26 protein-coding genes are annotated in these 20,265 nt (G+C 58.1%); 14 read left to right on the forward strand and 12 right to left on the reverse strand.

Annotated features, from left to right (window positions below):
- Nucleotides 1-24: 24 nt before the first annotated feature.
- From MK208_RS01305 to MK208_RS01335, 7 genes are all read right to left on the reverse strand, one after another.
- Nucleotides 25-678 (reverse strand): OmpA family protein, encoded by a 654-nt coding sequence (locus MK208_RS01305; RefSeq protein ID WP_294113122.1) that lies wholly within the window; start codon nt 676-678, stop codon nt 25-27.
- A gap of 14 nt (nt 679-692) precedes the next feature.
- Nucleotides 693-2,093: a type II and III secretion system protein family protein gene (locus MK208_RS01310; protein ID WP_294113124.1), complete on the reverse strand. Its 1,401-nt coding sequence runs from the start codon at nt 2,091-2,093 to the stop codon at nt 693-695.
- A 243-nt stretch (nt 2,094-2,336) separates the two neighbouring features.
- On the reverse strand, nt 2,337-3,206 hold the full coding sequence (cpaB, locus tag MK208_RS01315) for a Flp pilus assembly protein CpaB (RefSeq protein ID WP_294113126.1): 870 nt from the start codon (nt 3,204-3,206) through the stop codon (nt 2,337-2,339).
- 199 nt (nt 3,207-3,405) lie between these two features.
- A complete protein-coding gene (locus MK208_RS01320) occupies nt 3,406-3,606 on the reverse strand; it encodes a hypothetical protein (RefSeq protein ID WP_294113128.1) in 201 nt (66 codons plus the stop codon).
- An 80-nt stretch (nt 3,607-3,686) separates the two neighbouring features.
- Complete coding sequence (locus MK208_RS01325) at nt 3,687-3,899, reverse strand: hypothetical protein (protein ID WP_294113129.1); 213 nt, start codon at nt 3,897-3,899, stop codon at nt 3,687-3,689.
- Nucleotides 3,900-3,979: 80 nt separating this feature from the next.
- A complete protein-coding gene (locus MK208_RS01330; protein WP_294113129.1) occupies nt 3,980-4,192 on the reverse strand; it encodes a hypothetical protein in 213 nt (70 codons plus the stop codon).
- A gap of 80 nt (nt 4,193-4,272) precedes the next feature.
- Nucleotides 4,273-4,485: a hypothetical protein gene (locus MK208_RS01335; protein ID WP_294113129.1), complete on the reverse strand. Its 213-nt coding sequence runs from the start codon at nt 4,483-4,485 to the stop codon at nt 4,273-4,275.
- Nucleotides 4,486-4,830: 345 nt separating this feature from the next.
- Here MK208_RS01335 and MK208_RS01340 point away from each other — a divergent pair, with 345 nt between their 5' ends.
- Nucleotides 4,831-5,652: a lytic transglycosylase domain-containing protein gene (locus MK208_RS01340; RefSeq protein ID WP_294113130.1), complete on the forward strand. Its 822-nt coding sequence runs from the start codon at nt 4,831-4,833 to the stop codon at nt 5,650-5,652.
- 3 nt (nt 5,653-5,655) lie between these two features.
- Here MK208_RS01340 and MK208_RS01345 read toward each other — a convergent pair whose 3' ends face one another.
- Nucleotides 5,656-7,029: an L-serine ammonia-lyase gene (locus MK208_RS01345; RefSeq protein WP_294113131.1), complete on the reverse strand. Its 1,374-nt coding sequence runs from the start codon at nt 7,027-7,029 to the stop codon at nt 5,656-5,658.
- 2 nt (nt 7,030-7,031) lie between these two features.
- Complete coding sequence (locus MK208_RS01350) at nt 7,032-7,736, reverse strand: glutathione S-transferase family protein (RefSeq protein WP_294113133.1); 705 nt, start codon at nt 7,734-7,736, stop codon at nt 7,032-7,034.
- Between the two features lie 219 nt (nt 7,737-7,955).
- On the opposite strand from MK208_RS01350, the gene rpiA reads away from it, so the two are divergent.
- The 5 genes from rpiA (at nt 7,956) to MK208_RS01375 (ending at nt 12,415) form a co-directional block, all read left to right on the forward strand.
- Complete coding sequence (gene rpiA, locus MK208_RS01355; protein ID WP_294113136.1) at nt 7,956-8,744, forward strand: ribose-5-phosphate isomerase RpiA; 789 nt, start codon at nt 7,956-7,958, stop codon at nt 8,742-8,744.
- A 14-nt stretch (nt 8,745-8,758) separates the two neighbouring features.
- Nucleotides 8,759-10,114: a glutathione-disulfide reductase gene (gene gor / locus MK208_RS01360; protein WP_294113138.1), complete on the forward strand. Its 1,356-nt coding sequence runs from the start codon at nt 8,759-8,761 to the stop codon at nt 10,112-10,114.
- 81 nt (nt 10,115-10,195) lie between these two features.
- Complete coding sequence (gene hflK / locus MK208_RS01365) at nt 10,196-11,347, forward strand: FtsH protease activity modulator HflK (RefSeq protein WP_294113139.1); 1,152 nt, start codon at nt 10,196-10,198, stop codon at nt 11,345-11,347.
- Between the two features lies 1 nt (nt 11,348).
- Nucleotides 11,349-12,218 carry a protease modulator HflC gene (gene hflC, locus MK208_RS01370; protein WP_294113140.1) on the forward strand — a complete coding sequence of 290 codons (870 nt, stop codon included), beginning with the start codon at nt 11,349-11,351 and terminating at the stop codon, nt 12,216-12,218.
- The gene (locus MK208_RS01375; RefSeq protein WP_168591422.1) at nt 12,218-12,415 is read left to right on the forward strand and encodes a DUF2065 family protein; all 198 of its coding nucleotides are present in this window, start codon (nt 12,218-12,220) and stop codon (nt 12,413-12,415) included. Before hflC ends, MK208_RS01375 begins: the two co-directional genes overlap by 1 nt.
- Before the next feature lie 231 nt (nt 12,416-12,646).
- On the opposite strand, the gene MK208_RS01380 is transcribed toward MK208_RS01375, so the two are convergent.
- Nucleotides 12,647-13,819 (reverse strand): acetyl-CoA C-acyltransferase, encoded by a 1,173-nt coding sequence (locus MK208_RS01380; RefSeq protein ID WP_294113142.1) that lies wholly within the window; start codon nt 13,817-13,819, stop codon nt 12,647-12,649.
- A 196-nt stretch (nt 13,820-14,015) separates the two neighbouring features.
- Here MK208_RS01380 and MK208_RS01385 point away from each other — a divergent pair, with 196 nt between their 5' ends.
- The 4 genes from MK208_RS01385 to MK208_RS01400 all read left to right on the forward strand — a co-directional run bounded on the left by MK208_RS01385 (nt 14,016) and on the right by MK208_RS01400 (nt 16,866).
- Nucleotides 14,016-14,345 carry an STAS domain-containing protein gene (locus MK208_RS01385; RefSeq protein WP_294113144.1) on the forward strand — a complete coding sequence of 110 codons (330 nt, stop codon included), beginning with the start codon at nt 14,016-14,018 and terminating at the stop codon, nt 14,343-14,345.
- A gap of 33 nt (nt 14,346-14,378) precedes the next feature.
- A complete protein-coding gene (locus MK208_RS01390) occupies nt 14,379-14,813 on the forward strand; it encodes an ATP-binding protein (RefSeq protein ID WP_294113146.1) in 435 nt (144 codons plus the stop codon).
- A gap of 85 nt (nt 14,814-14,898) precedes the next feature.
- Nucleotides 14,899-16,476, forward strand: coding sequence for a gamma-glutamyltransferase (gene ggt / locus MK208_RS01395; RefSeq protein ID WP_294113148.1), 1,578 nt, complete (start codon nt 14,899-14,901; stop codon nt 16,474-16,476).
- Nucleotides 16,477-16,479: 3 nt separating this feature from the next.
- A complete protein-coding gene (locus MK208_RS01400; RefSeq protein ID WP_294113150.1) occupies nt 16,480-16,866 on the forward strand; it encodes a rhodanese-like domain-containing protein in 387 nt (128 codons plus the stop codon).
- Between the two features lie 55 nt (nt 16,867-16,921).
- Here MK208_RS01400 and hspQ read toward each other — a convergent pair whose 3' ends face one another.
- Nucleotides 16,922-17,248: a heat shock protein HspQ gene (gene hspQ / locus MK208_RS01405; RefSeq protein WP_168591416.1), complete on the reverse strand. Its 327-nt coding sequence runs from the start codon at nt 17,246-17,248 to the stop codon at nt 16,922-16,924.
- An 83-nt stretch (nt 17,249-17,331) separates the two neighbouring features.
- Between hspQ and MK208_RS01410 the strand changes: the two genes are divergently transcribed.
- Nucleotides 17,332-18,213, forward strand: a complete 882-nt coding sequence (locus MK208_RS01410; RefSeq protein WP_294113154.1) for an AEC family transporter — start codon at nt 17,332-17,334, stop codon at nt 18,211-18,213.
- 75 nt (nt 18,214-18,288) lie between these two features.
- Entirely contained in the window at nt 18,289-18,876 is a 588-nt protein-coding gene (locus MK208_RS01415; RefSeq protein WP_294113157.1) for a lytic transglycosylase, read from the forward strand.
- 58 nt (nt 18,877-18,934) lie between these two features.
- Here the strand turns inward: MK208_RS01415 and MK208_RS01420 are convergent, their stop codons facing one another.
- On the reverse strand, nt 18,935-19,249 hold the full coding sequence (locus tag MK208_RS01420; protein ID WP_294113160.1) for a DnaJ family domain-containing protein: 315 nt from the start codon (nt 19,247-19,249) through the stop codon (nt 18,935-18,937).
- A gap of 196 nt (nt 19,250-19,445) precedes the next feature.
- Between MK208_RS01420 and MK208_RS01425 the strand changes: the two genes are divergently transcribed.
- Both MK208_RS01425 and MK208_RS01430 read left to right on the forward strand, forming a co-directional pair.
- Complete coding sequence (locus MK208_RS01425) at nt 19,446-19,604, forward strand: hemin uptake protein HemP (protein ID WP_168591412.1); 159 nt, start codon at nt 19,446-19,448, stop codon at nt 19,602-19,604.
- A complete protein-coding gene (locus tag MK208_RS01430; RefSeq protein ID WP_294113162.1) occupies nt 19,601-20,077 on the forward strand; it encodes a hypothetical protein in 477 nt (158 codons plus the stop codon). Before MK208_RS01425 ends, MK208_RS01430 begins: the two co-directional genes overlap by 4 nt.
- The last annotated feature ends 188 nt before the right edge of the window (nt 20,078-20,265 follow it).

The following is a 20,265-nucleotide window of genomic DNA, read 5'->3' on the forward strand; positions in this document are numbered from 1 at the left end:
CTCTAGTTGGTTGATTTTGCTTTGCTATTCGCCGCCGCTTGAAATGGACAAGCCGCTGATGTTGGTTGGTGGCACGGCGCTGGCTACGTATTCACGGTAGATGACCGAGGCGTACCGTCCATCCAGGATATTCGGGTGATTTGAAACAAATCCGGTGACTTCAGTGACCGTGCGGCGATTACGGCGTTCGCGGTTTTGGGTCACGACCAAGGGTTGGGTTTTGCCCAGAGACACAACGGCTTCTAGGCGGTCGCGCCCAATGCCTTGGCTGGACAAGTAAGAGACCACCGCACGCGCGCGGCGCATCCCAAGAGATTTGTTATAGGCGTTGCTGCCCACGGCATCGGTGTGTCCATACACTTTGAAGCGCACTTCTGGGAACTCACGGATCCACGCCGCTTGCTGGCGCAAAATGGTCCGGGCGTTTTCATCCAGAACCGCGCTGTCAAAGTCGAAGTTCACCATCGCGGGCACTTCTTCAGCAAATCGGGTGGCCAAACTCAGGACGTATGATTTGTCTCCGTTTTGGATGCCGATGTTGTTGGCGGTGGCTTCACCGAAAGTGCCACTGTCCACAACGGACCCGGACTCACGAACCCAGGAGGGCAGGGCGCTGCTGTCCCCGTCAGAACAGGCGGAGATCAGCAAGAGCGCAAGTGCGGCGAGTTTTTTGATCATGTCTCAGCCTTTCCTTAGTCCATCACGTAGCCGTAGGAGCCGGTGAAGTCCTGCTTTGCAACTTCGCCCGCTGCGCCGCGTTGTTTTTTCGCGCCGCTGGTGGTGTGGCCAAACAGGAAGAGCTCCTGTTCGGTTGGGGGTTTGATCCGGTCGGTTGGCAGAGCCAACGCTTCGCCACGGGTTGGTGTCACCAGATGTGCGGTCACAATCACAACCAGTTCCGATTGTGAGCGCTCGTAGTCGGCGCTGCGAAATAGGGCGCCCAATACTGGCACGTCACCAAGCCATGGAAGCTGCGCGTTGTTGTCCATGAAGTTGTCTTGCAGCAGGCCCGCAATGGCAAAGCTTTCGCCGTCGCGCATTTCCACTGTTGTGGACGCTTCACGCCGGCTAAAGGCCGCAATGCTGACTGTGCCATCATTATAGCCATTTGCCGTATCCAGTGCGGAAACCGCAGTGGCCAGTTCCAAATTGATCAAGTCGCCATCGACCACGCGCGGTACAAAGTTGAGTTCGACACCGAAAGGTTTGAACTCCACGGACAGTTCGCCACCGTCTTGTGCAACCGGAATTGGGTATTCACCGCCGGCGAGGAACTTCGCTTCTTGGCCGGACAACGCGGAGAGGTTCGGTTCGGCCAACGTCCGTACCATGCCTTTGCTCTCAAGCGCTTGGATCATCAGATTGATCTCAAAAGCACCGGCGTTCAGGTTGAACAACCCAGCGCCGCGCGTGCCCGGATTGAGCGGCCGGGTCCCTGTTTCCGCATCGGGCACCTGGTTGAAGAAACCGGTCTGAATGAGGTTGCCATTTCCGCTGATTTGGAAATCGGTCGACAGTGCCTTGGAAACGCTGCGCTGCATTTCTGCAAAACGCACTTTGAGCATGACCTGCTGCACGCCGCCTACGACCATCAGGTTGGAAACCCGCTCGGGCGCGTAACGCTCCGCCAGATCCAGCGCGCGTTGCAGGCGCTGTGGCGAAGAGACTGTGCCTGACATGACGATACCGTCATTGGCAGACCGCACGTCGATTGTCTCGTTTGGCAAAATTTGCTTCAGGCGCTCTTTAAACTCCGACAGATCCGGAGCCACGCGCACATCTACGTTTGTGATCAGTTTGCCGGTGGCATCTAGCAATGTCAGCGTGGTCAGACCAGGTGATTTGCCAAGCACATAGATTGTGCGATCAGACAACGATGAGATGTCGGCAATTGCCGGGTTAGCAATTGACAGCTCTGCGAAGGGAACGTCGCTTTCCACCACAACGGCGCGGTTCATCGGCACGCTGAGCGAAGAGGATGTTCCGCTTCGCACCACACGCAGAGATTCCGCAAAGGACGGGGTCGCCATCATTGGCATAACCCCAACGGCGACGCCTAGCAGGGCCGCCCCAAAAAGTCTTTTCAGTGTCATTGTGACCTGCCTCTCGATCACGCCTCGGTTCGCGGGTCTTTTGCCCACATTTTTGTCCACTCTGCGCCAAGTGGCGAAATATTGCAAGAATCAATGGTTTCGCGCGGTTTGTTGAGGTGTTCTTCTGTGGGGCCTGTGCCACAGAGGAAAGCATGGGAATGGCCGCCAGCGCAATAAACAAAGGCGCCCAAGGTTGTGGGCGCCTTCGAAAAAGTGGTGTTATTTGGGTCGTTAAAACCCGCGTTAATTGGTGCAAGGGATTGGAATTTCGATCACCTGTCCACCTTTGCGGTTTTTGATCGTGCAAACCTTGGGCTGCTGCACTTGAACGATCTGCTGCACTACTGGCGCGTCTTCCTTCTCTTCGATTCCCAGCAACATGCGCTGGTCAACCTCAAAGACCTCGGCAACGGTATTGTCATTGGCGCCCACCAGCGAGAGGGACAGACGACCGGAGCTTTGTGCTTGGGTTAACGCTGGCACCTGATCGGTTGTGGCTGCAACAGTAACGGTACGCGCGACACGCGCTTCCGCTTGTTCCTCATTCACGGATTGGTCCACGGCGACCAGCTTCACATTGGGCTGGATCAGCTTGGTGAATTCTCCGCGGTTGGTTTCGTCACGTTCGATACGGCCGGTCCAGTAGATGTCGACAAGGTCGCCGGGGCGAATGTGTCCGGATACCCCGCTGGCAACGTCAACTTTGATAGTAAACGCGCGTTCGCCGTTCTTGAGGCGCGAAGTGATGCCGGCCTCTTCGCCAGGTTCGGTGAGCTTCGCTGCGAGAAGGATTTCGCCTTTTTCCATCGAGCGCAAAATCACCCGCTGCCGGTTGTTGCCGTCTGGGAACAGCACGTCAGCGTCCGTGAACATGCCTTCGGGCATGGCCGCTTTGGGCCACTGCACGCGGCGCACGTCCTTAAGCGCGAGTTTCTCGCCGAATTTCATGGGGCGCGCGACAATAAAGCCGTCGACCAGCTCGACGGTCGGGTTTTCGGTCTTTTGCTGCGCCAGAGCGTTTTCATAGCCCTTGATGTAATTCTGCGCCATGTAGACTGCGAATCCCGCGATCCCCAATCCAAAAAGCAAAACGGCTGCAAATATAGCACGCATGGGTTCCACCTCGTGTTGTGATCCCGGCGCAAGAGGCGCAGCGGGAATGGTTCAATGACAGTGTGAGTGGCAAATGTGGCAAATTCTGGGAGCCACGACGCAGCTTTCAGGGCAATTGCTGACACTTTTGATGCCCACAAATGCGAACAGGCGACCCATTCTGGGCGCCTGCGCAACGTCTCGATTGTGAAGCGTGTGCTTACTGTGTGGCAAACGGCGCCGTCGTGGCGTCTGCGCCAGTAATGGTGACAGCGGCAGCGGTCACAGGGGTCGCGGTTGCGGATTCAATGGCCGCAAAAACAACAACCGCCAGCCCTACGATACCTGCGGTCAGAACAACCCAGTCCACAGTCACTGCGCCAGCTTCGTCTTTGCGGAAGTTTTTGATGAACTTGATCATTGGAATTCTCCAGAAATAGATGTGTCAGACGTGTGGGGAGGGCCCGTGCGGGCAATCCCCATTCATATCGTCAGGAAGGCTTAGTTAGAGCCGCCGGTTGTTGCGATCGCGGAAGTTGTCGCGTCGGCACCGTTCAGAGCCACAGCAGCTTCAGTGGTCAGACCGGAAGTTGTGGATTCGATGGCGGTGAATGCTGCAACGGCCAGGCCTACAACGGCTGCGGTCAGAACAACCCAGTCAACAGTTACTGCGCCAGCTTCGTCTTTGCGGAAGTTTTTGATGAACTTGATCATTGGAATTCTCCAGAAATAGATGTGTCAGACGTGTGGGGAGGGCCCGTGCGGGCAATCCCCATTCATATCGTCAGGAAGGCTTAGTTAGAGCCGCCGGTTGTTGCGATCGCGGAAGTTGTCGCGTCGGCACCGTTCAGAGCCACAGCAGCTTCAGTGGTCAGACCGGAAGTTGTGGATTCGATGGCGGTGAATGCTGCAACGGCCAGGCCTACAACGGCTGCGGTCAGAACAACCCAGTCAACAGTTACTGCGCCAGCTTCGTCTTTGCGGAAGTTTTTGATGAACTTGATCATTGGAATTCTCCAGAAATAGATGTGTCAGACGTGTGGGGAGGGCCCGTGCGGGCAATCCCCATTCATATCGTCAGGAAGGCTTAGTTAGAGCCGCCGGTTGTTGCGATCGCGGAAGTTGTCGCGTCGGCACCGTTCAGAGCCACAGCAGCTTCAGTGGTCAGACCGGAAGTTGTGGATTCGATGGCGGTGAATGCTGCAACGGCCAGGCCTACAACGGCTGCGGTCAGAACAACCCAGTCAACAGTTACTGCGCCAGCTTCGTCTTTGCGGAAGTTTTTGATGAACTTGATCATGATGTGTCCCTCCAAAGGATCATATTTACGTAACCACCGTGTCGTGCGTTGTTGGCGTGTCTCTCTCTTGCCTGCCCGACTTGGTATGACAGCAATATCCCCCTCGAATGGGGCGGGAATTGGGCGCAAGTGGTTCGATTTTGGATCAAATACATATTGTTTGGATTTTGCGTTTAGATGATTGTTTTTGCTAAATAAAAAACTTCATTTTTTGTTAACCAGGGCTGCCAATGTGAGGTGAATGCGGCCGAATCGAGAGACTTGGGCAGCAATGAGGCAGCAAAACTGGCCTGAGGGCCCAAAATCTGCGAAGCTGGCGCAAAATGACCCGAGCAGGCGATCATCATGTTGGTAAAAAAGTGTGTGTTGGCAGCGGCCCTGTCCGCATTGGTGGGGGTAAGTGCCCCTGAGACGGCGTTTGCCGAAGGCCCTAAACCATTTCCGGACTTCTCTGCCAAGCGCGTGAAGCCGCCACAACCGGGGCAGGGCAAGCGTATCACTGTGCAGATCGCCCCAGTCGTGGTTCCAGAGGCGCAGTCGTCTGAGGACGCAGGGGAAGTCTCGCCGGGGGCTGGCGCCGGTGCGATGGCCTGGTTCTGGGAGGAAATTTCGCCCAAACTGGATGACACCAGCCCTGGCCGTTTGGAAGGCGCGCTCAATAAGGTGTCCAAACCGCCGGAAGGCAAAGCGGTGCCGACACCCCGTCTGACCACGTTACAGTCTATCGTGCAAGGCCACGGCATCGACATCCTACGCAGCACCATTGGCACGCGGGTGTCGCCGGCTTTGGTCTTGGCCGTGATTGCGGTCGAATCCGGTGGTAAGGCCGACGCGGTGAGCGGCGCAGGGGCGGAAGGCCTGATGCAGTTGATGCCGGACACCGCCGCGCGCTTTGGCGTCGAGGATAGTTTTGTCGGCGCAGACAACATTGCCGGCGGGGCCAAGTTCCTGGATTTCCTGATGGACAAGTTTGAGGGCGACCCGATCCTGGTGCTGGCTGGTTATAACGCAGGCGAGAACAGCATTACCGAACACGCCGGCGTGCCGCCCTATGCCGAAACCCGGGCCTATGTGCCAAAAGTGCTGGCCGCCTTTCAGGTGGCACGCGCACTGTGCATGACACCGCCGGAACTGATTTCCGACGGCTGCGTGTTTGCACAGCGCTGAGTGTCAGCAGTTTGGCACATTAACCGCAAGACCGCCCAGCGAGGTCTCTTTGTACTTCTCGTGCATATCCGCCCCGGTCTGGCGCATGGTTTCAATCACCGCATCCAGCGGCACAAAATGCTGCCCGTCACCGCGTAGGGCAAGTGAGGCCGCAGACACAGCTTTGATCGCGCCCAGCCCGTTGCGCTCGATGCAAGGCACCTGAACCAGACCTTTGACCGGATCACAGGTCATGCCGAGGTGATGCTCTAGCGCGATCTCCGCCGCATTCTCCACCTGCTCCGGCGTGCCGCCCATAACGGCACAAAGCCCAGCTGCGGCCATAGCAGACGCAGAGCCGACCTCAGCCTGGCATCCCGCTTCCGCACCAGAAATCGACGCGTTGAATTTCACCAGCCCGCCGATGGCAGCGGCTGTGAGCAGAAATTCGTCAATCCGTGAAGCTGTCGCGCCGGGCACATGATCCAGCCAATAGCGGATCACCGCAGGCATCACACCTGCTGCGCCATTGGTTGGGGCTGTGACCACCTGTCCACCTGCGGCGTTTTCCTCGTTCACCGCCATAGCGTAGGCGCTCATCCAGTCATTGATGGTGTGCGGCGCATTCAGGTTCATGCCGCGTTCGGCCTGCAAGGCATCGTGGATTGCCTTGGCCCGACGACGCACATTGAGCCCCCCCGGCAAAGTGCCATCTGTAGTCAGTCCGCGATCAATGCAGTCATTCATCACCTGCCAGATACGGGCGCACCCCTTGGTCAAGCTGTCGTGGCAGCCTCGCGCCACCTCGTTGGACTTCTTCATCTCGGCAATGGTCTTGCCGGAATGCTCGGCCATCTCCAGCATTTCGACCGCGGATTTGAACGGGTAGGGCACAGGCGCGCCCTCATCCGTGGCTTTGCCTTCGGTCAGTTCTTTTTCCGTCAGAACAAACCCGCCGCCAATGGAGTAATACGTCTCCTGCAGGATCACGTCGCCCTGGGCATCAGTAGCCATCAGAATCATGCCATTGGCGTGGCCGGGTAGGTTGGGGCCAAAATCAAACTTCAGATCTTCACGTGGATTGAACTTCAGCACAGGCAAGCCGTCCGGCTGGACCGTCTCTGTCTCCCGAATATGGTCCAGCGCCGCTTCGGCCTTTTCATGGTCGTAGCTGTCCGGCAGGAACCCAGCGAGGCCAAGAATGGTCGCCCGATCGGTGGCATGTCCGACGCCCGTGAAGGCAAGGGAGCCATGCAGAGAGCCTTTCAGGCCATGAAACTCAAATGGCGAGGCACGCATCACATCTAAAAACTGCGCGGCTGCCACCATTGGGCCCATAGTGTGGGACGACGACGGGCCAACGCCCACTTTGAACATATCAAAGACAGAGAGAAACATGGCTAGAGTACCGATCCTTCATGAGGCATTGGTGGCTGTGGGTTAGTGAAAGGCGTTGCCGTCATACCTTCTGCGCGGCACATGGCTATGACGCTTGGGCGGGTTTCCAGGCGACTGACCAGCTGTTTCAAACCGGGATAGGCGCCTAGCTCAAACCACTCAGTTTGCCCCTTGGGGTAAAGCGCCAGCCAGCGCACAATGGCTGCCAGGTAGAAATCCAGAACGGAAGGCACCTCCGCATTGAACCAGCTGTGCCCGGCTTGGGCCTCCTGTTCAAAAAGATCCAGTCCCTGCCGCACATGCTGTCGCGCGCCAGTGACCAGTGCAGGAAACGCCTCAGGTGCATCCGGCATGTACTGACGCGGATAAAAGATCATCCGAAAATTGGCGTGCAGCGTGTTTGACAAGTAAAACAGCCATTTGAGAAAAGCTGCCCGCTCCGGCGCCTGAGGCGTCGGAGCCAAAGCCCCATGGCGGTCTGCTAGCCACAATAAAATGGCGGCAGTCTCAAAAATCACACCATCCGGTGTCTCAAGGGCCGGAATCTTTCCCGCGGGATTGATGGCACGAAACGCAGGCTTGTTGTGCGCATCCGCGCGCCGATCGACTAGCGCGGTTGCATACGGCAGGCGCAAGTCTTCCAGCACCATACGAATGATGATCGAAGCGTTGTCTGGCGCATAGTGAAGGCGATAGCGGTCTGTCATGGCGGATATGTAACGTGGGTGTGGCAAGGTGGACGGCGCAAAAACGACGTTTCCGATAGGAAACACGCGCGGGCGGGAGGGTCAACCACAGTCAAAGTGGTTTTCGCGCTCCCTTTTGCAACCAAACCCCGCCAACATAGCGCATTTTCCGATATTCCCCTCTCGCGCCTGACGGGCTTCTTTCTTATAAAGTCCCAAAGCATGCAGGGAGTTGCCGCAATGACCGGAGAGTTGTCGCCCATCGACAAGGCCAAATTTGTCGCCGCCAAACGCGCCACCGACTATGTCGAAGATGGCATGCGCGTGGGGTTGGGCACCGGCTCGACCGCCGCATGGCTGGTGCGCTGCCTGGGTGAAATGGTGCGGGACCAAGGTCTGCGCATCAAGGGCGTACCGACCTCTACCCGTACTGCCGAACTGGCGCGTGAAGTGGGCATCGAAGTGATCAGCCTGGATGAGGCCAAATGGCTCGACGTGACCATTGATGGCGCAGACGAATTTGACGCGGACCTGAACCTGATCAAAGGCGGTGGCGGTGCGCTTTTGCAAGAGAAGATCGTGGCCACCGCGTCGGATCAAATGGTTGTGATTGCCGATGTCGGCAAAGAGGTCGAAACGCTGGGCGCTTTCCCTCTGCCGGTGGAGGTGGTGCCCTTTGGCTGGCAGACCACGCAGGCGTTGATTGAAGAAACCCTTGTGAGCATGGACGTCTTGGGCCGCACCAGCACGCTGCGCATGAACGGCGATGCGCCGTTTGTGACCGACGAAGGCAACCACATCCTCGATCTGCACCTCAACCGCATTGGCGACGCCCGCCAACTCGCACTTGTGATCAACCAGATGCCGGGTGTGGTTGAAAACGGTCTCTTCATCGATATTTGTGATGCGGTGGTTGTGGGCTATGGCGATGGCCGCGTGGAAGTGCGCGACATCAACGCGGGCACAATCGAAGAGGCGATGCTCGACTTCGCAGAAACAGACAATCTGTTCACCGATCTGGTGGACTAACAATAAGGCACATCATGTCCTTTGATTATGATCTCTTTGTCATCGGCGGTGGCTCCGGTGGCGTACGGGCTGCGCGCGTTGCAGCAGCCGAAGGTGTAAAAGTCGCGCTGGCGGAAGAAGACCGCTATGGCGGCACCTGTGTGATCCGGGGTTGTGTGCCCAAGAAGCTGATGGTCTTTGCGTCTGAGTACGCGGGCATGGTGGAAGATGCACAGGCGTATGGCTGGGATATCAAGCCGGGCGCGTTTGATTGGGATGCCTTCAAGAGCAAGCTGCATGCTGAGCTGGACCGGCTCGAAGGTATCTATCGCAACTTGCTGAAAAACAGCGGTGTCGAAAGCTTTGATCAGCGCGCCAAGATGGTGGATGCACATACGGTTGAGTTGGCCGACGGCACACAGAAGACCGCGAAGCACATTCTGTTGGCGATGGGTGGACGCCCGGTCTGGCCGGACCTGCCAGGGGCCGAACTGGGCATCAGTTCCAATGAAATCTTCCACCTCGACAAACTGCCCGAGAGCATTCTGATTGTAGGCGGCGGCTACATCGCGTCTGAGTTTGCGGGCATCATGAACGGCCTTGGGGTAAAAACCACGCAGTTCTATCGGGGTGCGCAAATCCTGCGCGGCTTTGACGATGAAGCTCGCGGCTTGGTGGCCGAAGAGATGAAGCAGCGCGGCGTCGATCTGCACTGTGGCACCAACATTCTTGAGATGCGCAAAGAAGGCGACAAGATTTGGGTGAAAGCCACCAACGGCGAAGAGCGCCTGTTTGATCAGGTGATGTTTGCCACCGGCCGTGCACCCAACACCGAGAACATGGGTCTTGAAGAGATTGGCGTGAAGCTCGGTCGCAAAGGCGAAGTGGTTGTGGATGACTGCAGCCAGACCGGCGTGCCGTCTGTATACGCTGTGGGTGACGTCACCGACCGCGTGAACCTCACCCCTGTGGCGATCCGCGAGGGCATGGCCTTTGTTGAAACCGTGTTCAAAGGCAATCCAACACCTGTGGACCACGATTTGATCCCGACAGCGATCTTCACGCAGCCAGAAATGGGCACTGTGGGGCTTTCGGAAGAGGAAGCCGCAGAGCAAGAGCCAATTGAGGTTTACGCCACCAGCTTTAAACCCATGCAGCAGGCCTTTGCCGGTCGTGCGGAGCGTGTGCTGATGAAGCTGATTGTCAGCAAGGCCACCCGCAAAGTGCTGGGCTGTCACATCGTCGCGCCCGGCGCGGGAGAGATGATCCAGCTGGCGGGCATTGCCGTAAAAATGGGCGCCACCAAAGAAGACTTCGACCGGACCGTGGCGGTGCACCCGACCATGTCCGAAGAACTGGTCACTATGAAAGCCCCTGTCCGCAGCCTATAGGCTGCACATGGGTTGATTTTTCTGGCGCAACCCTCAGGTTTAGGGGAGCGCCAAAGACGATATAGAGAGGGAAGATCCCGAATGGCAGGAAACAGCGGCGGCCCCTGGGGAGGGGGCGGCAACAACCAAGGCGGAGGCAACCAAGGTGGGGGCAACCGTGGCAACAACAACGGTGGCGGCCGACGTCCCCCTGAGGGCGATGGCCCGCAGATTCCCGACATTGATGACCTGATGAAAAAAGGTCAGGACCAGTTGAAGGTTCTGATGGGTGGTCGCGGTGGTCAGGGCGGCGGCCAAAATGGCAGCGGCCAAGGCGGGGCCGGTGGCCCGGGTATCAGCAAGGGTATGCTGCTGATTGGTGCAGCCGCGGCAGTTGTCGTTTGGGGTGCGGCCAGCTTTTACCGCGTGCAGAACTTTGAACAATCCGTCGAGCTGTTCCTTGGGGAATACTACAGTACCGGCACCGAAGGCCTGAACTTTGCACCGTGGCCATTTGTCACCAAAGAAGTTCTGCCTGTCACCCGCGAACAGACCGAAGACATGGGCGGCGCGCGCCGTGGCGAAGATGGCCTGATGCTGACCGGCGACGAAAACGTGGTGGATGTCGATTACCAGGTGGTGTGGAACATCGCGGACCCGGCCAAATACCTGTTTAACCTGGCCGATCCGCCCCAGACCATTCGCGCAGTGTCGGAATCGGCCATGCGTGAGATCATCGCGCAATCCGAACTTGCGCCGATCCTCAACCGGGATCGTGGCGTGATTGCGGACCGTCTGCAGGAACTCATTCAGGACACGCTCGACAGCTACGACAGTGGTGTGAACATCGTGCGTGTGAACTTTGACCGTGCTGACCCGCCGTCCAGTGTGATTGACGCTTTCCGTGACGTTCAGGCCGCCGCGCAGGAGCGTGACCGACTGCAAAACGTTGCGGACGCCTACGCCAACCGCGTTCTAGCGGAAGCCCGTGGTGAAGCCGCGCAGGTTCTGGAAGAAGCCGAAGGCTACCGGGCGCAGGTCGTGAACGAAGCACAGGGTGAGGCATCTCGCTTTACCGCCGTTCTGGAAGAATACGCCAAGGCACCGGAAGTAACCCGCAAGCGTCTCTATCTGGAAACTATGGAAGAGGTTCTGGGTGACATCGACAAGGTGATCATCGACGAACAAGGCGATGGGGGCTCCGGTGTGGTGCCGTATCTGCCGCTGAACGAACTGCGTAAGGGGAGCAACTGATATGAAAAAGACCACGTATCTTTTGCCGATCCTGGTAATCGCGATTGCGGCAATTATGTCTTCGATCTTCATTGTGGACGAACGCGAGAAAGCCCTTGTTCTTCGGTTTGGTCGGGTTGTGGCCATCAAGGAAGATCCTGGACTGGCGTTCAAAGTGCCGCTCTTTGATGAAGTTGTGCGCTACGATGACCGCATCCTGTCCATCGACGTTGGACCAATCGAGGTCACGCCAGCCGATGATCGTCGTCTCGTTGTTGACGCCTTTGCACGTTACCGGATTGCTGATGTGGTCCAATTCCGTCAGGCCGTTGGTAACGGCGGTGAGGTTGTGGCCGGGCAGCGGCTTGACCGTATCCTGACAGCGGAGACCCGTGAGGTGCTCGGTACCGTGTCGTCCAAGGACATCCTGTCCACCGACCGTGCGGCGCTGATGCTGCGCATCCGCAACGCCGCTATCACTCAAGCGCGTGCGCTGGGTTTGGAGGTTGTCGACGTGCGTCTGAAGGCCACTGACCTGCCACCACAAAACTTGGAAGCCACCTTTGAGCGGATGCGGGCCGAGCGGGAGCGTGAAGCGACTGATGAACGCGCCCGTGGTAACGAGGCGGCGCAGCGTGTGCGTGCGCAAGCAGACCGTACTGTTGTGGAGCTTGTCTCCGAGGCGCGTCGCGAGGCGGAGATCACCCGCGGTGAAGCGGACGCAGAGCGCAACGCGATCTTTGCGGAAGCCTTTGGCGAAGACCCCGAGTTCTTTGAATTCTACCGGTCTCTGAACGCCTACCGGATGGCACTCAAGGGGGACAACTCCTCCATCGTGATGTCCCCGGACAGCGATTTCTTCAACTACTTCCGTGACGTGCAAGGTCGCTGATGGTTGAAACCGCACTTCTGGCTCTTGGGCTGGTATTGGTTTTGGAGGGGCTGGTGTACGCACTGGCCCCTTCTATTGTTGAGGAGTTGCTGGAGATGCTGCGCAGCTTCAGCGAGGGGCAGCGCCGCACCATGGGCCTGATGGCCGTGGCACTTGGCGTGCTGGTGGTCTGGATCGCCAAATCACTCGGTGCGTGACTTCGCCCGGAGTCAAGGCCGCTGGCCGCCGGGCAGCGCCCGACCGCCCCCCATGGGCGGGCGCTTCTGAGCCCGCTCACCATATGGCGCTCGGATACTGCGCTGCGGCACGATTGCCATACTGTCAGGGCATCGCGCCCACCCGCGGACGGGCGCTGCCCAGTCGTACCGCCAAACAAAAACGCCGCGAGACCCTCTCGCGGCGTTTTGCGTTTCTGTTATTGTCAGCGCTTAGACGCGTTCAATCGCAATGGCGGTGCCTTCCCCACCACCAATACAGATCGCTGCCACACCGCGCTTCAACCCCCGTTTTTCCAGTGCGTTCAGCAAGGTGACCATGATGCGGGCGCCAGACGCGCCAATCGGGTGACCCAGAGCACAGGCGCCGCCGTTCACATTCACGATGTCGCGGCTCAGGCCCATTTCATGCATGAAGGCCATCGGCACCACGGCAAAGGCTTCATTGACCTCCCAGAGATCCACGTCTTCCTTTTTCCAGCCAATCTTCTCCAACAGCTTCTGCGCCGCTGGTACAGGCGCCGTGGTGAACAGGCCGGGCGCTTGTGCATGGCTGGCATGGCCAACAATCTCCGCACGCACCTTCAGGCGCTGTGCTTCTGCGGCCTCTGCTGAGGCCACAACCAGAGCGGCCGCACCGTCGGAAATCGACGAGCTGTTGGCTGGCGTCACGGTGCCGTCTTTGCGGAAAGCGGGCTTCAGCTGTGGGATCTTTTCTGGGCGTGCGTTGCCGGGCTGTTCGTCTTCGGCAATCTCCACCTCACCTTTGCGGGTCTGCAGCGTCACCGCGGCAATCTCGCCTTCAAACGCGCCAGACTTCTGCGCTTCCAAAGCGTTGGACAGGGATTTGAGGGCATACTCGTCCTGCGCCTCGCGGGTGAACTGAAAGCTCTCGGCGCAGTCTTCGGCAAAGGTGCCCATTAGGCGGCCCTTGTCATAGGCATCTTCCAAGCCGTCAAGGAACATGTGGTCCACCACCTGCTGATGACCAATCCGTGCGCCGCCGCGCATTTTGGGCAGCACATAGGGCGCGTTGGTCATGCTTTCCATGCCGCCGGCGATCATCACGTCCCGATCACCTAGCGCCACGCTGTCAAACGCCATCATTGCCGCTTTCATGCCAGAGCCGCACATTTTGTTAAGGGTTGTGGCAGGCACCTCTTCGCCAAGGCCGCCTTTGAACCCGGCCTGACGCGCCGGCGCCTGACCCTGACCCGCTGGCAAAACGCAGCCCATTAACACTTCGTCGGCAGTGGTGGCACCCGCATCTGCCAGCGCCGCTCGAATCGCGGTGCCGCCAAGCTCTGCGGCCTCGACACCGTCAAAAGCGCCCTGAAATCCGCCCATTGGCGTGCGGGCCGCCCCTGCAATCACTACTTTTTTCATGGTTTTTGCTCCTCCGCAGTCCCATCAAATCCAATTGCCCTTGGCCTTGCCTGAAAATCTTTGCAAGGATGTTACAGGGCTCTTTGCGCCAATTGTAACCCCGGCGCAATTCCGTAGATCCACGGGATTTGCTCATACATTGGTAACCATTGGGGCCTAGACTTGTGCCAAGGACGAAAGGTGAAGGAGACGTCATATGAATCTGTCGAGTAAGGCAGAGGGTGATGCCCTTGTGGTATCTGTTCACGAGTCGCGCATTGATGCGTCCGTGGCCATCCAATTCAAAGATCGCATGCGTGAAGAAACCGACACGGCTGATGGCCGGGTTGTCCTGAACCTGTCCGAAGTGGACTTCATCGACTCCAGCGGGCTGGGCGCCATTGTCGCGGCCATGAAGCAACTGGGCGGTAAGAACCCCCTGGAATTGGCGGGCCTTAACGAAAATGTGGATAAAGTTTTCCGTTTGACCCGTATGGACACTGTGTTCCGTATTCATAATTCTTTGGACGACGCATTTGTCGTTTGACCCTTTGATCTGATGTTAGGGACACACCCCAGATTGATTAAACCAAAGGCTGATATCCACATCGAGCTGAAGGGCACCCCCACGGAGGTGCGCAATGCGCTCGAGACTCTGCGTCACAAGCTGACGGCACAGGAGTTTGCGGCCTGCAACGCGGGTGTGCTTGAAATTGTGCTGGCCGAGGTGCTGAACAATGTGGTGGAGCATGCGCTGGCCGGGCGCAGTGACGGACAGATTGTGATCGCCTGCAACTACGCGGACCAATGCTGGTTTGTCGAAGTGCGCGACAACGGCGCCGAAATGCCGGACAGCCAACTGCCGGACGGGACTATGCCCGATCTGGATCGTGACCTTCTGGACATGCCCGAAGGCGGCTTTGGCTGGGGGCTGGTACGCTCGCTGGCACAAGACATTGGCTATCAACGCCACTCCACAGGACACAACGAGCTTAGCTTCCGCGTCCCCGACTGATCGGCAATCCTGGGCCTAACGTGGTCCAACTGGTTGCATCACACGTATCTCCCGATAAACTTCACATGTGAATTAGGGAGACGTCATGCGAGATTTTCATTTTCCGGGCCGGTCACCAGTTATGGCGACCAATGGCATGTGCGCCACCTCGACGCCTCTGGCAGCGCAGGTGGCCGTAGATATTCTGCGCCAGGGTGGCAACGCCATGGATGCGGCCATCGCTGGCTCTGTCCTGCTGGGCATTTGTGAACCGGCCTCCACCGGCATTGGTGGCGATTGTTTCACCCTTGTGTCTCCCGCAGGCAGCGAAGAGGTTTTTGCCTTCAACGGCTCCGGTCGTGCCCCGTCCGCTGCGGATGCCGCTGATCTGCGCGCGCGTGGTTTGGATGCGGTGCCGCTGTTCGGCGTTGAAGCTGTGACGGTGCCAGGCGCTATCGATGGCTTCTGCACACTGTCTGAGAAATACGGCAAGCTCGGCATCGCTGACAGCCTGGCTCCGGTGATCCACTACGCCGAAGAAGGTATTCCCGTCGGGCCGCGCTCCGCCTTTGACTGGCACCAGACCCAAAGCAATTTGCAAGGCCACGGACGGCGGCACTATCTGCGCGATGGCAAGCCGCTGAACAAAGGCGACATCTTCCGCGCACCGGGCCAGGCCGAAGTGCTGCGCCGTGTGGCCGCGCAGGGCCGCGACGCCTTCTATACCGGCGAGATCGCCGAAGACATGGTGACCACCCTGCGCGCCATGGGCGGCGTACACACCATGGAAGACTTTGCAGCCACCGCCGGGAACGATGCCACGCCGATCGGCGGCACCTACAAGGGCGCCGAGCTGCTCGAGCATCCGCCAAACGGGCAAGGCGCCACCGCGATCCTCTTGCTCAACATCCTGAAGCATTTTGACATTGCGTCGATGGACCCCTTTGGTGTGGAGCGCACGCATATCGAAGCTGAGGCCGCCAAACTGGCTTATGACGCGCGCGACCGCCTGATTGCCGATCCGGATCACACCACGCGCACGGCGCATATGCTGGCACAGGAAACCGCAGACAAACTCGCCGCATTGATTGATCCTAAACGTGCCATGGCCGCGCCCGCACCGCTGACCGAGGCCGTGCACAAAGATACGGTCTACCTGTCGGTGGTGGACAAAGACGGCATGGCGGTGTCGATGATTTATTCGATCTTCCACGCCTTTGGCTCGGGCATTGCGTCGGATAAGTTTGGCATCCTGATGCAGAACCGCGGTGGTGGCTTCACGCTGCAGGAAGGGCATCCCAATGAGCTCAAAGGCGGCAAACGCCCGATGCACACCATCATCCCCGGCATGATCCGCCGCGAAGGCCGCGTGGAAATGCCCTTTGGCGTGATGGGCGGCCACTATCAGCCCAACGGCCACGCGCGGGTGCTGTCCAATATGGAAGACTTTGACATGGACCCACAAACCGCGCTGGACTCCCCACGCTCCTTTGTCGAGGACGGCGAGTTGAAGCTGGAACGCGGCTACAGCGACAGCGTTAAACAAGAACTCGCGGACATGGGCCACAAGGTTGTGGTGCCCGACATGCCCATCGGCGGCGCGCAGGCGATCCGTATTCACAAAAACGGCGTGCTCGAAGGCGCCTCTGACCCGCGCAAAGACGGCGCAGCGATAGGATACTAAGCCATGCCCATTACCCCAATCAAAGAGCTGGTCGACGCCGCCAAGGCAGAGATCACCAGCCTGAGCCAGGAAGAGGCCGAAGCCAAAGTGGCCGCTGGTGAGGCGTTGTTTGTCGACATTCGAGACCCGCGTGAGTTGGAGCGCGAGGGCCGCATCACCGGGGCGTTCCACGCCCCGCGCGGTATGTTGGAGTTCTGGATTGCCCCCGACAGCCCATATCACAAAGAGGCGCTGGCCACGGACAAAACCCTGATCCTGTTCTGTGCGAGCGCGTGGCGCTCTGCCCTATCTGTGAAGGCGTTACAGGACATGGGCGTGGAGAATATCGCGGAAATGGAAGGCGGGTTCTCGACGTGGAAAAAGCGCGGCGCGCCCATCGAGACCGCCTAAAAGCAAAAACGCCGGGCCCTTGCAACCCGGCGTTTCCATCCCTTCTGGATGTGCGCTAGTTCAGCGCGTAATGCAGTGGATAGGCCCCATCTTCAAAAGGCCCAAACATATCGTCCAAATCAGGGTGGCTCACCGGTTCGCCGGAATAGTCAGCGATCAGATTTTGCTCAGACACATAGGCCACATAGTAGCTCTGGTCGTTTTCCGCCAGCAGATGATAAAACGGCTGATCCTTCACAGGACGGCTGTCCTCTGGAATTGCCTCATACCATTCTTCGGTGTTGGCGAACTCAGGGTCTACGTCAAACACCACACCCCGGAACGGGTGTTTGCGGTGACGGACAACTTGACCGAGGTAATATTTTGCGCGTGTTCTAAGCATGTATTGCAGCCCCTACATCCCAAAGATAGACGCTGCAAGGGGGCTTTGTCCAACTTTAGCCGAATTTTAGCAGGAAACAGTCTGTGAACTTAATCTTAACAGTTCTGGAAATTGTCGCGCCGGTCTTTCTGGTCGCGGGGGTGGGTTTTGCCTGGGTGAAAGCGGGGTTTGAATACCGCATTCAGTTTGTCACGCGCCTTGCCATGACACTGGCAGTGCCCTGTCTGATCTTCACCGCGCTGATGAAAACCGAGGCCAATTTGGGCGACTTGGCGAAGCTCACTTTGGCAGGCACCGTAACTTATATTGTGGTGGGTGCCATTGGCTGGGCGCTGCTCAAGGCCACCGGCCTGAGCCTGCGGACGTATTTGGCACCGATCATCTTCGGCAACACCGGCAACCTTGGCATCCCGCTGGCGCTGTTTGCTTTTGGCCAGCCTGGGTTGGAGGCCGCTGTGGTCATGCTCGCGGTGTCGGCGATCCTGTCCTTCACCTGGGGCATTTGGATTGTCGCGGGCGAAGGCGCCTTTGGCAAAATGATCAAAGAGCCGATGATCTGGGCCACGCTGCTAGGCGCACTGTTTCTGGTGATGGACTGGGAAACACCGCAATTTTTGACCAACACGCTGGATCTGATTGGTCAGATGGCGATCCCGATGATGCTGATCACATTGGGGGTTGCCGTGGCGCGGCTGACACCTGGGCGAGTCGTGACCGCGATCTGGCTTTCGGTGGTGAAGCTGCTGATCTGCGCCGCCATTGGGTGGGGCATTGGCCTTGCCTTTGGGCTCACAGGCACGCTCTTTGGCGTGCTGGTGTTGCAAATGGCGATGCCGGTGGCGGTCACTGCCTATCTCTTGGCGGAGAAATACGAGGCGGACAGCAACGCGGTGGCCGGTTACGTCGTGGTCTCTACGCTGGTCTCTGTGATTGGTTTGCCGATTCTGCTGACTCTTCTGCTCTAATTCCGGCATTGTGATTTACCCTCTGCAGGAAAATCCGCTAAAGTGGCAAAAAAACAAAGAATGAGCGAGAGGCAAATGAGCAGAGTTCTCTTCGCGCTGATGGTTGTGCTTGTTGTTGCGTCCTGCGGCAAGAAGGATACCTCTGCGCCCCGAAATTTGGATAACGCCTGTGCGATCCTGAAAGAAAAGCCGCATTTCCGTCGGGCGTTTGTCTCCACCAAACGCAAATGGGGCGTGCCGGTGTCGGTGCAGATGGCCGTGCTCTATCAGGAAAGCAAATTCATCGGCGACGCCCGCACCCCACATAAATACGCGCTGGGCATTCTGCCGATGGGCCGTCAAAGCAGCGCCTATGGCTATGCGCAGGCACTCGATGGCACCTGGGATCAGTACCGCCGCGAGACACGCAACCGCAGCGCCAAGCGTGACAACATCAAAGACGCGAGTGATTTTATGGGCTGGTACTTCCACGAATCCCGCGACCGCAATGGCGTCTCTTTGAGCGATGCGCGCGCGCAGTACCTCAACTACCACGAAGGCCACACCGGCTACGCGCGTGGGAACTACCGCAACAAACCTTGGTTGGTGAAGGTTGCAGACGACGTGGCGAGTCGCGCCGCAATGTATCAATCCCAACTCAAGAGCTGCTCGCGTTTGCGCTAAAACGCTCACCTTGCTGTGAATGGATTGTGAGGCGCTCCCTGTGGGGGCGCCTTTTGCGTCAGCCGTATTTGTTTACAGCTTCCACTTCCAACGCCAATTTTAGTTGGAGCTCGCTTAGAATCTTCATCTGCGCCTTGCGCTCGGCCGCGTCAGTCAGCGTTTTGAGCTTGGCCATCTCCTCGGAAATCTGCTGCTTCAACACCACGGCCTGCGGCTTGGCCTGACGCTCTTTCATCAAATGGGATAGCACCGCGTCCTTGGGTTGATGTAGATGTTTCAGAGGCTTGCCGGCGCCCGGTAGGTCCTTGAATTCGTCATTGCGGTCTGCTTGTTGCAAAGCCATCTCAATTGCCGGGTTGAGCGGATGGGTCACGAGGAATCGCCTTTCTTGTGCTGCGCATTCCTCATATGGGGTCTCGGCAAATTCGGTGCACCTAGGGGCGGCAATTTACCCTTATTTTAAGAGGAAAAAATCCTCGCTTGACAATCCCGACTAAAACAATCAGAAATAGCGCATCAGCCACCCAAATGGGGAGCCAACACATTGACTAGGACCAACGGAGAGTCCCATGACCCTGCAAATGCAAGCTCCCGAAATGGCAAACGCGCTGCCCGTCCATGACGCCAACCAACTGACTGGCGACAACGGTCTGGCTCATATCCGCCTGAACGACCAGCTTTATACGCTGCGCATCACCCGCGCTGGCAAACTGATCCTGACAAAATGAGCGGCGCCCTGCATAGAGGGGCGCAGCGCGTAGGTCTGCTCGAAGACCTCGGCGATGTGGAGCGTTTGGCCGTTCGTTGGCTGCGCTCCTGGGGGCGTGATCCGGTGGGGATTGCGCATTTGGAATCCACGCTGACCGTTGGCTTGGGTCCGGATCAAGCGCGTAACATCAAAGGTGTTTTTGAAGACCTGATGGAAGTTGGTCGCCAGTATGGCCGCCGCGCGCTATGTCGCCATGGATGTCATTGTCGCTGCCTTGGTGCAGATGAAGCGGTTTTTGCTCATTTGATTGAGGCCGGGGCCAACGGGGATCAGGAAGACGCGGCGCTTCTGGCTTCTCTCGTGGTTCGCCCTGATATGGCGATGTGCTTTGCCGGTTTGGCGGCAGAGTTTGGAATGGCGCTGAGCAAAGTGGCCCGTGCAGCGCCTGCACGTCCACAATTTTCGACACCGGTTTCGGCCACGGTGCATTAAGCTCAGGCCCTATCAATGTCACACCTCTGGTTTGGCAGATTTTTGGGCTGACAAGGCGCGGAGCTGCAGGAACTCTGGGTGAGTTTTCAAGCTCCGCAAGGCCGTCAGGCGAAAAATCCGCCAAATCCTTCGGACATCCAGCACGCTTCGCCTCAGCGGGTCAATTCGCTTGCAAAGAGGCCCACTCC

The organism is Shimia sp., from assembly GCF_022448905.1.
In the GTDB taxonomy this organism is placed as follows: domain Bacteria; phylum Pseudomonadota; class Alphaproteobacteria; order Rhodobacterales; family Rhodobacteraceae; genus Shimia.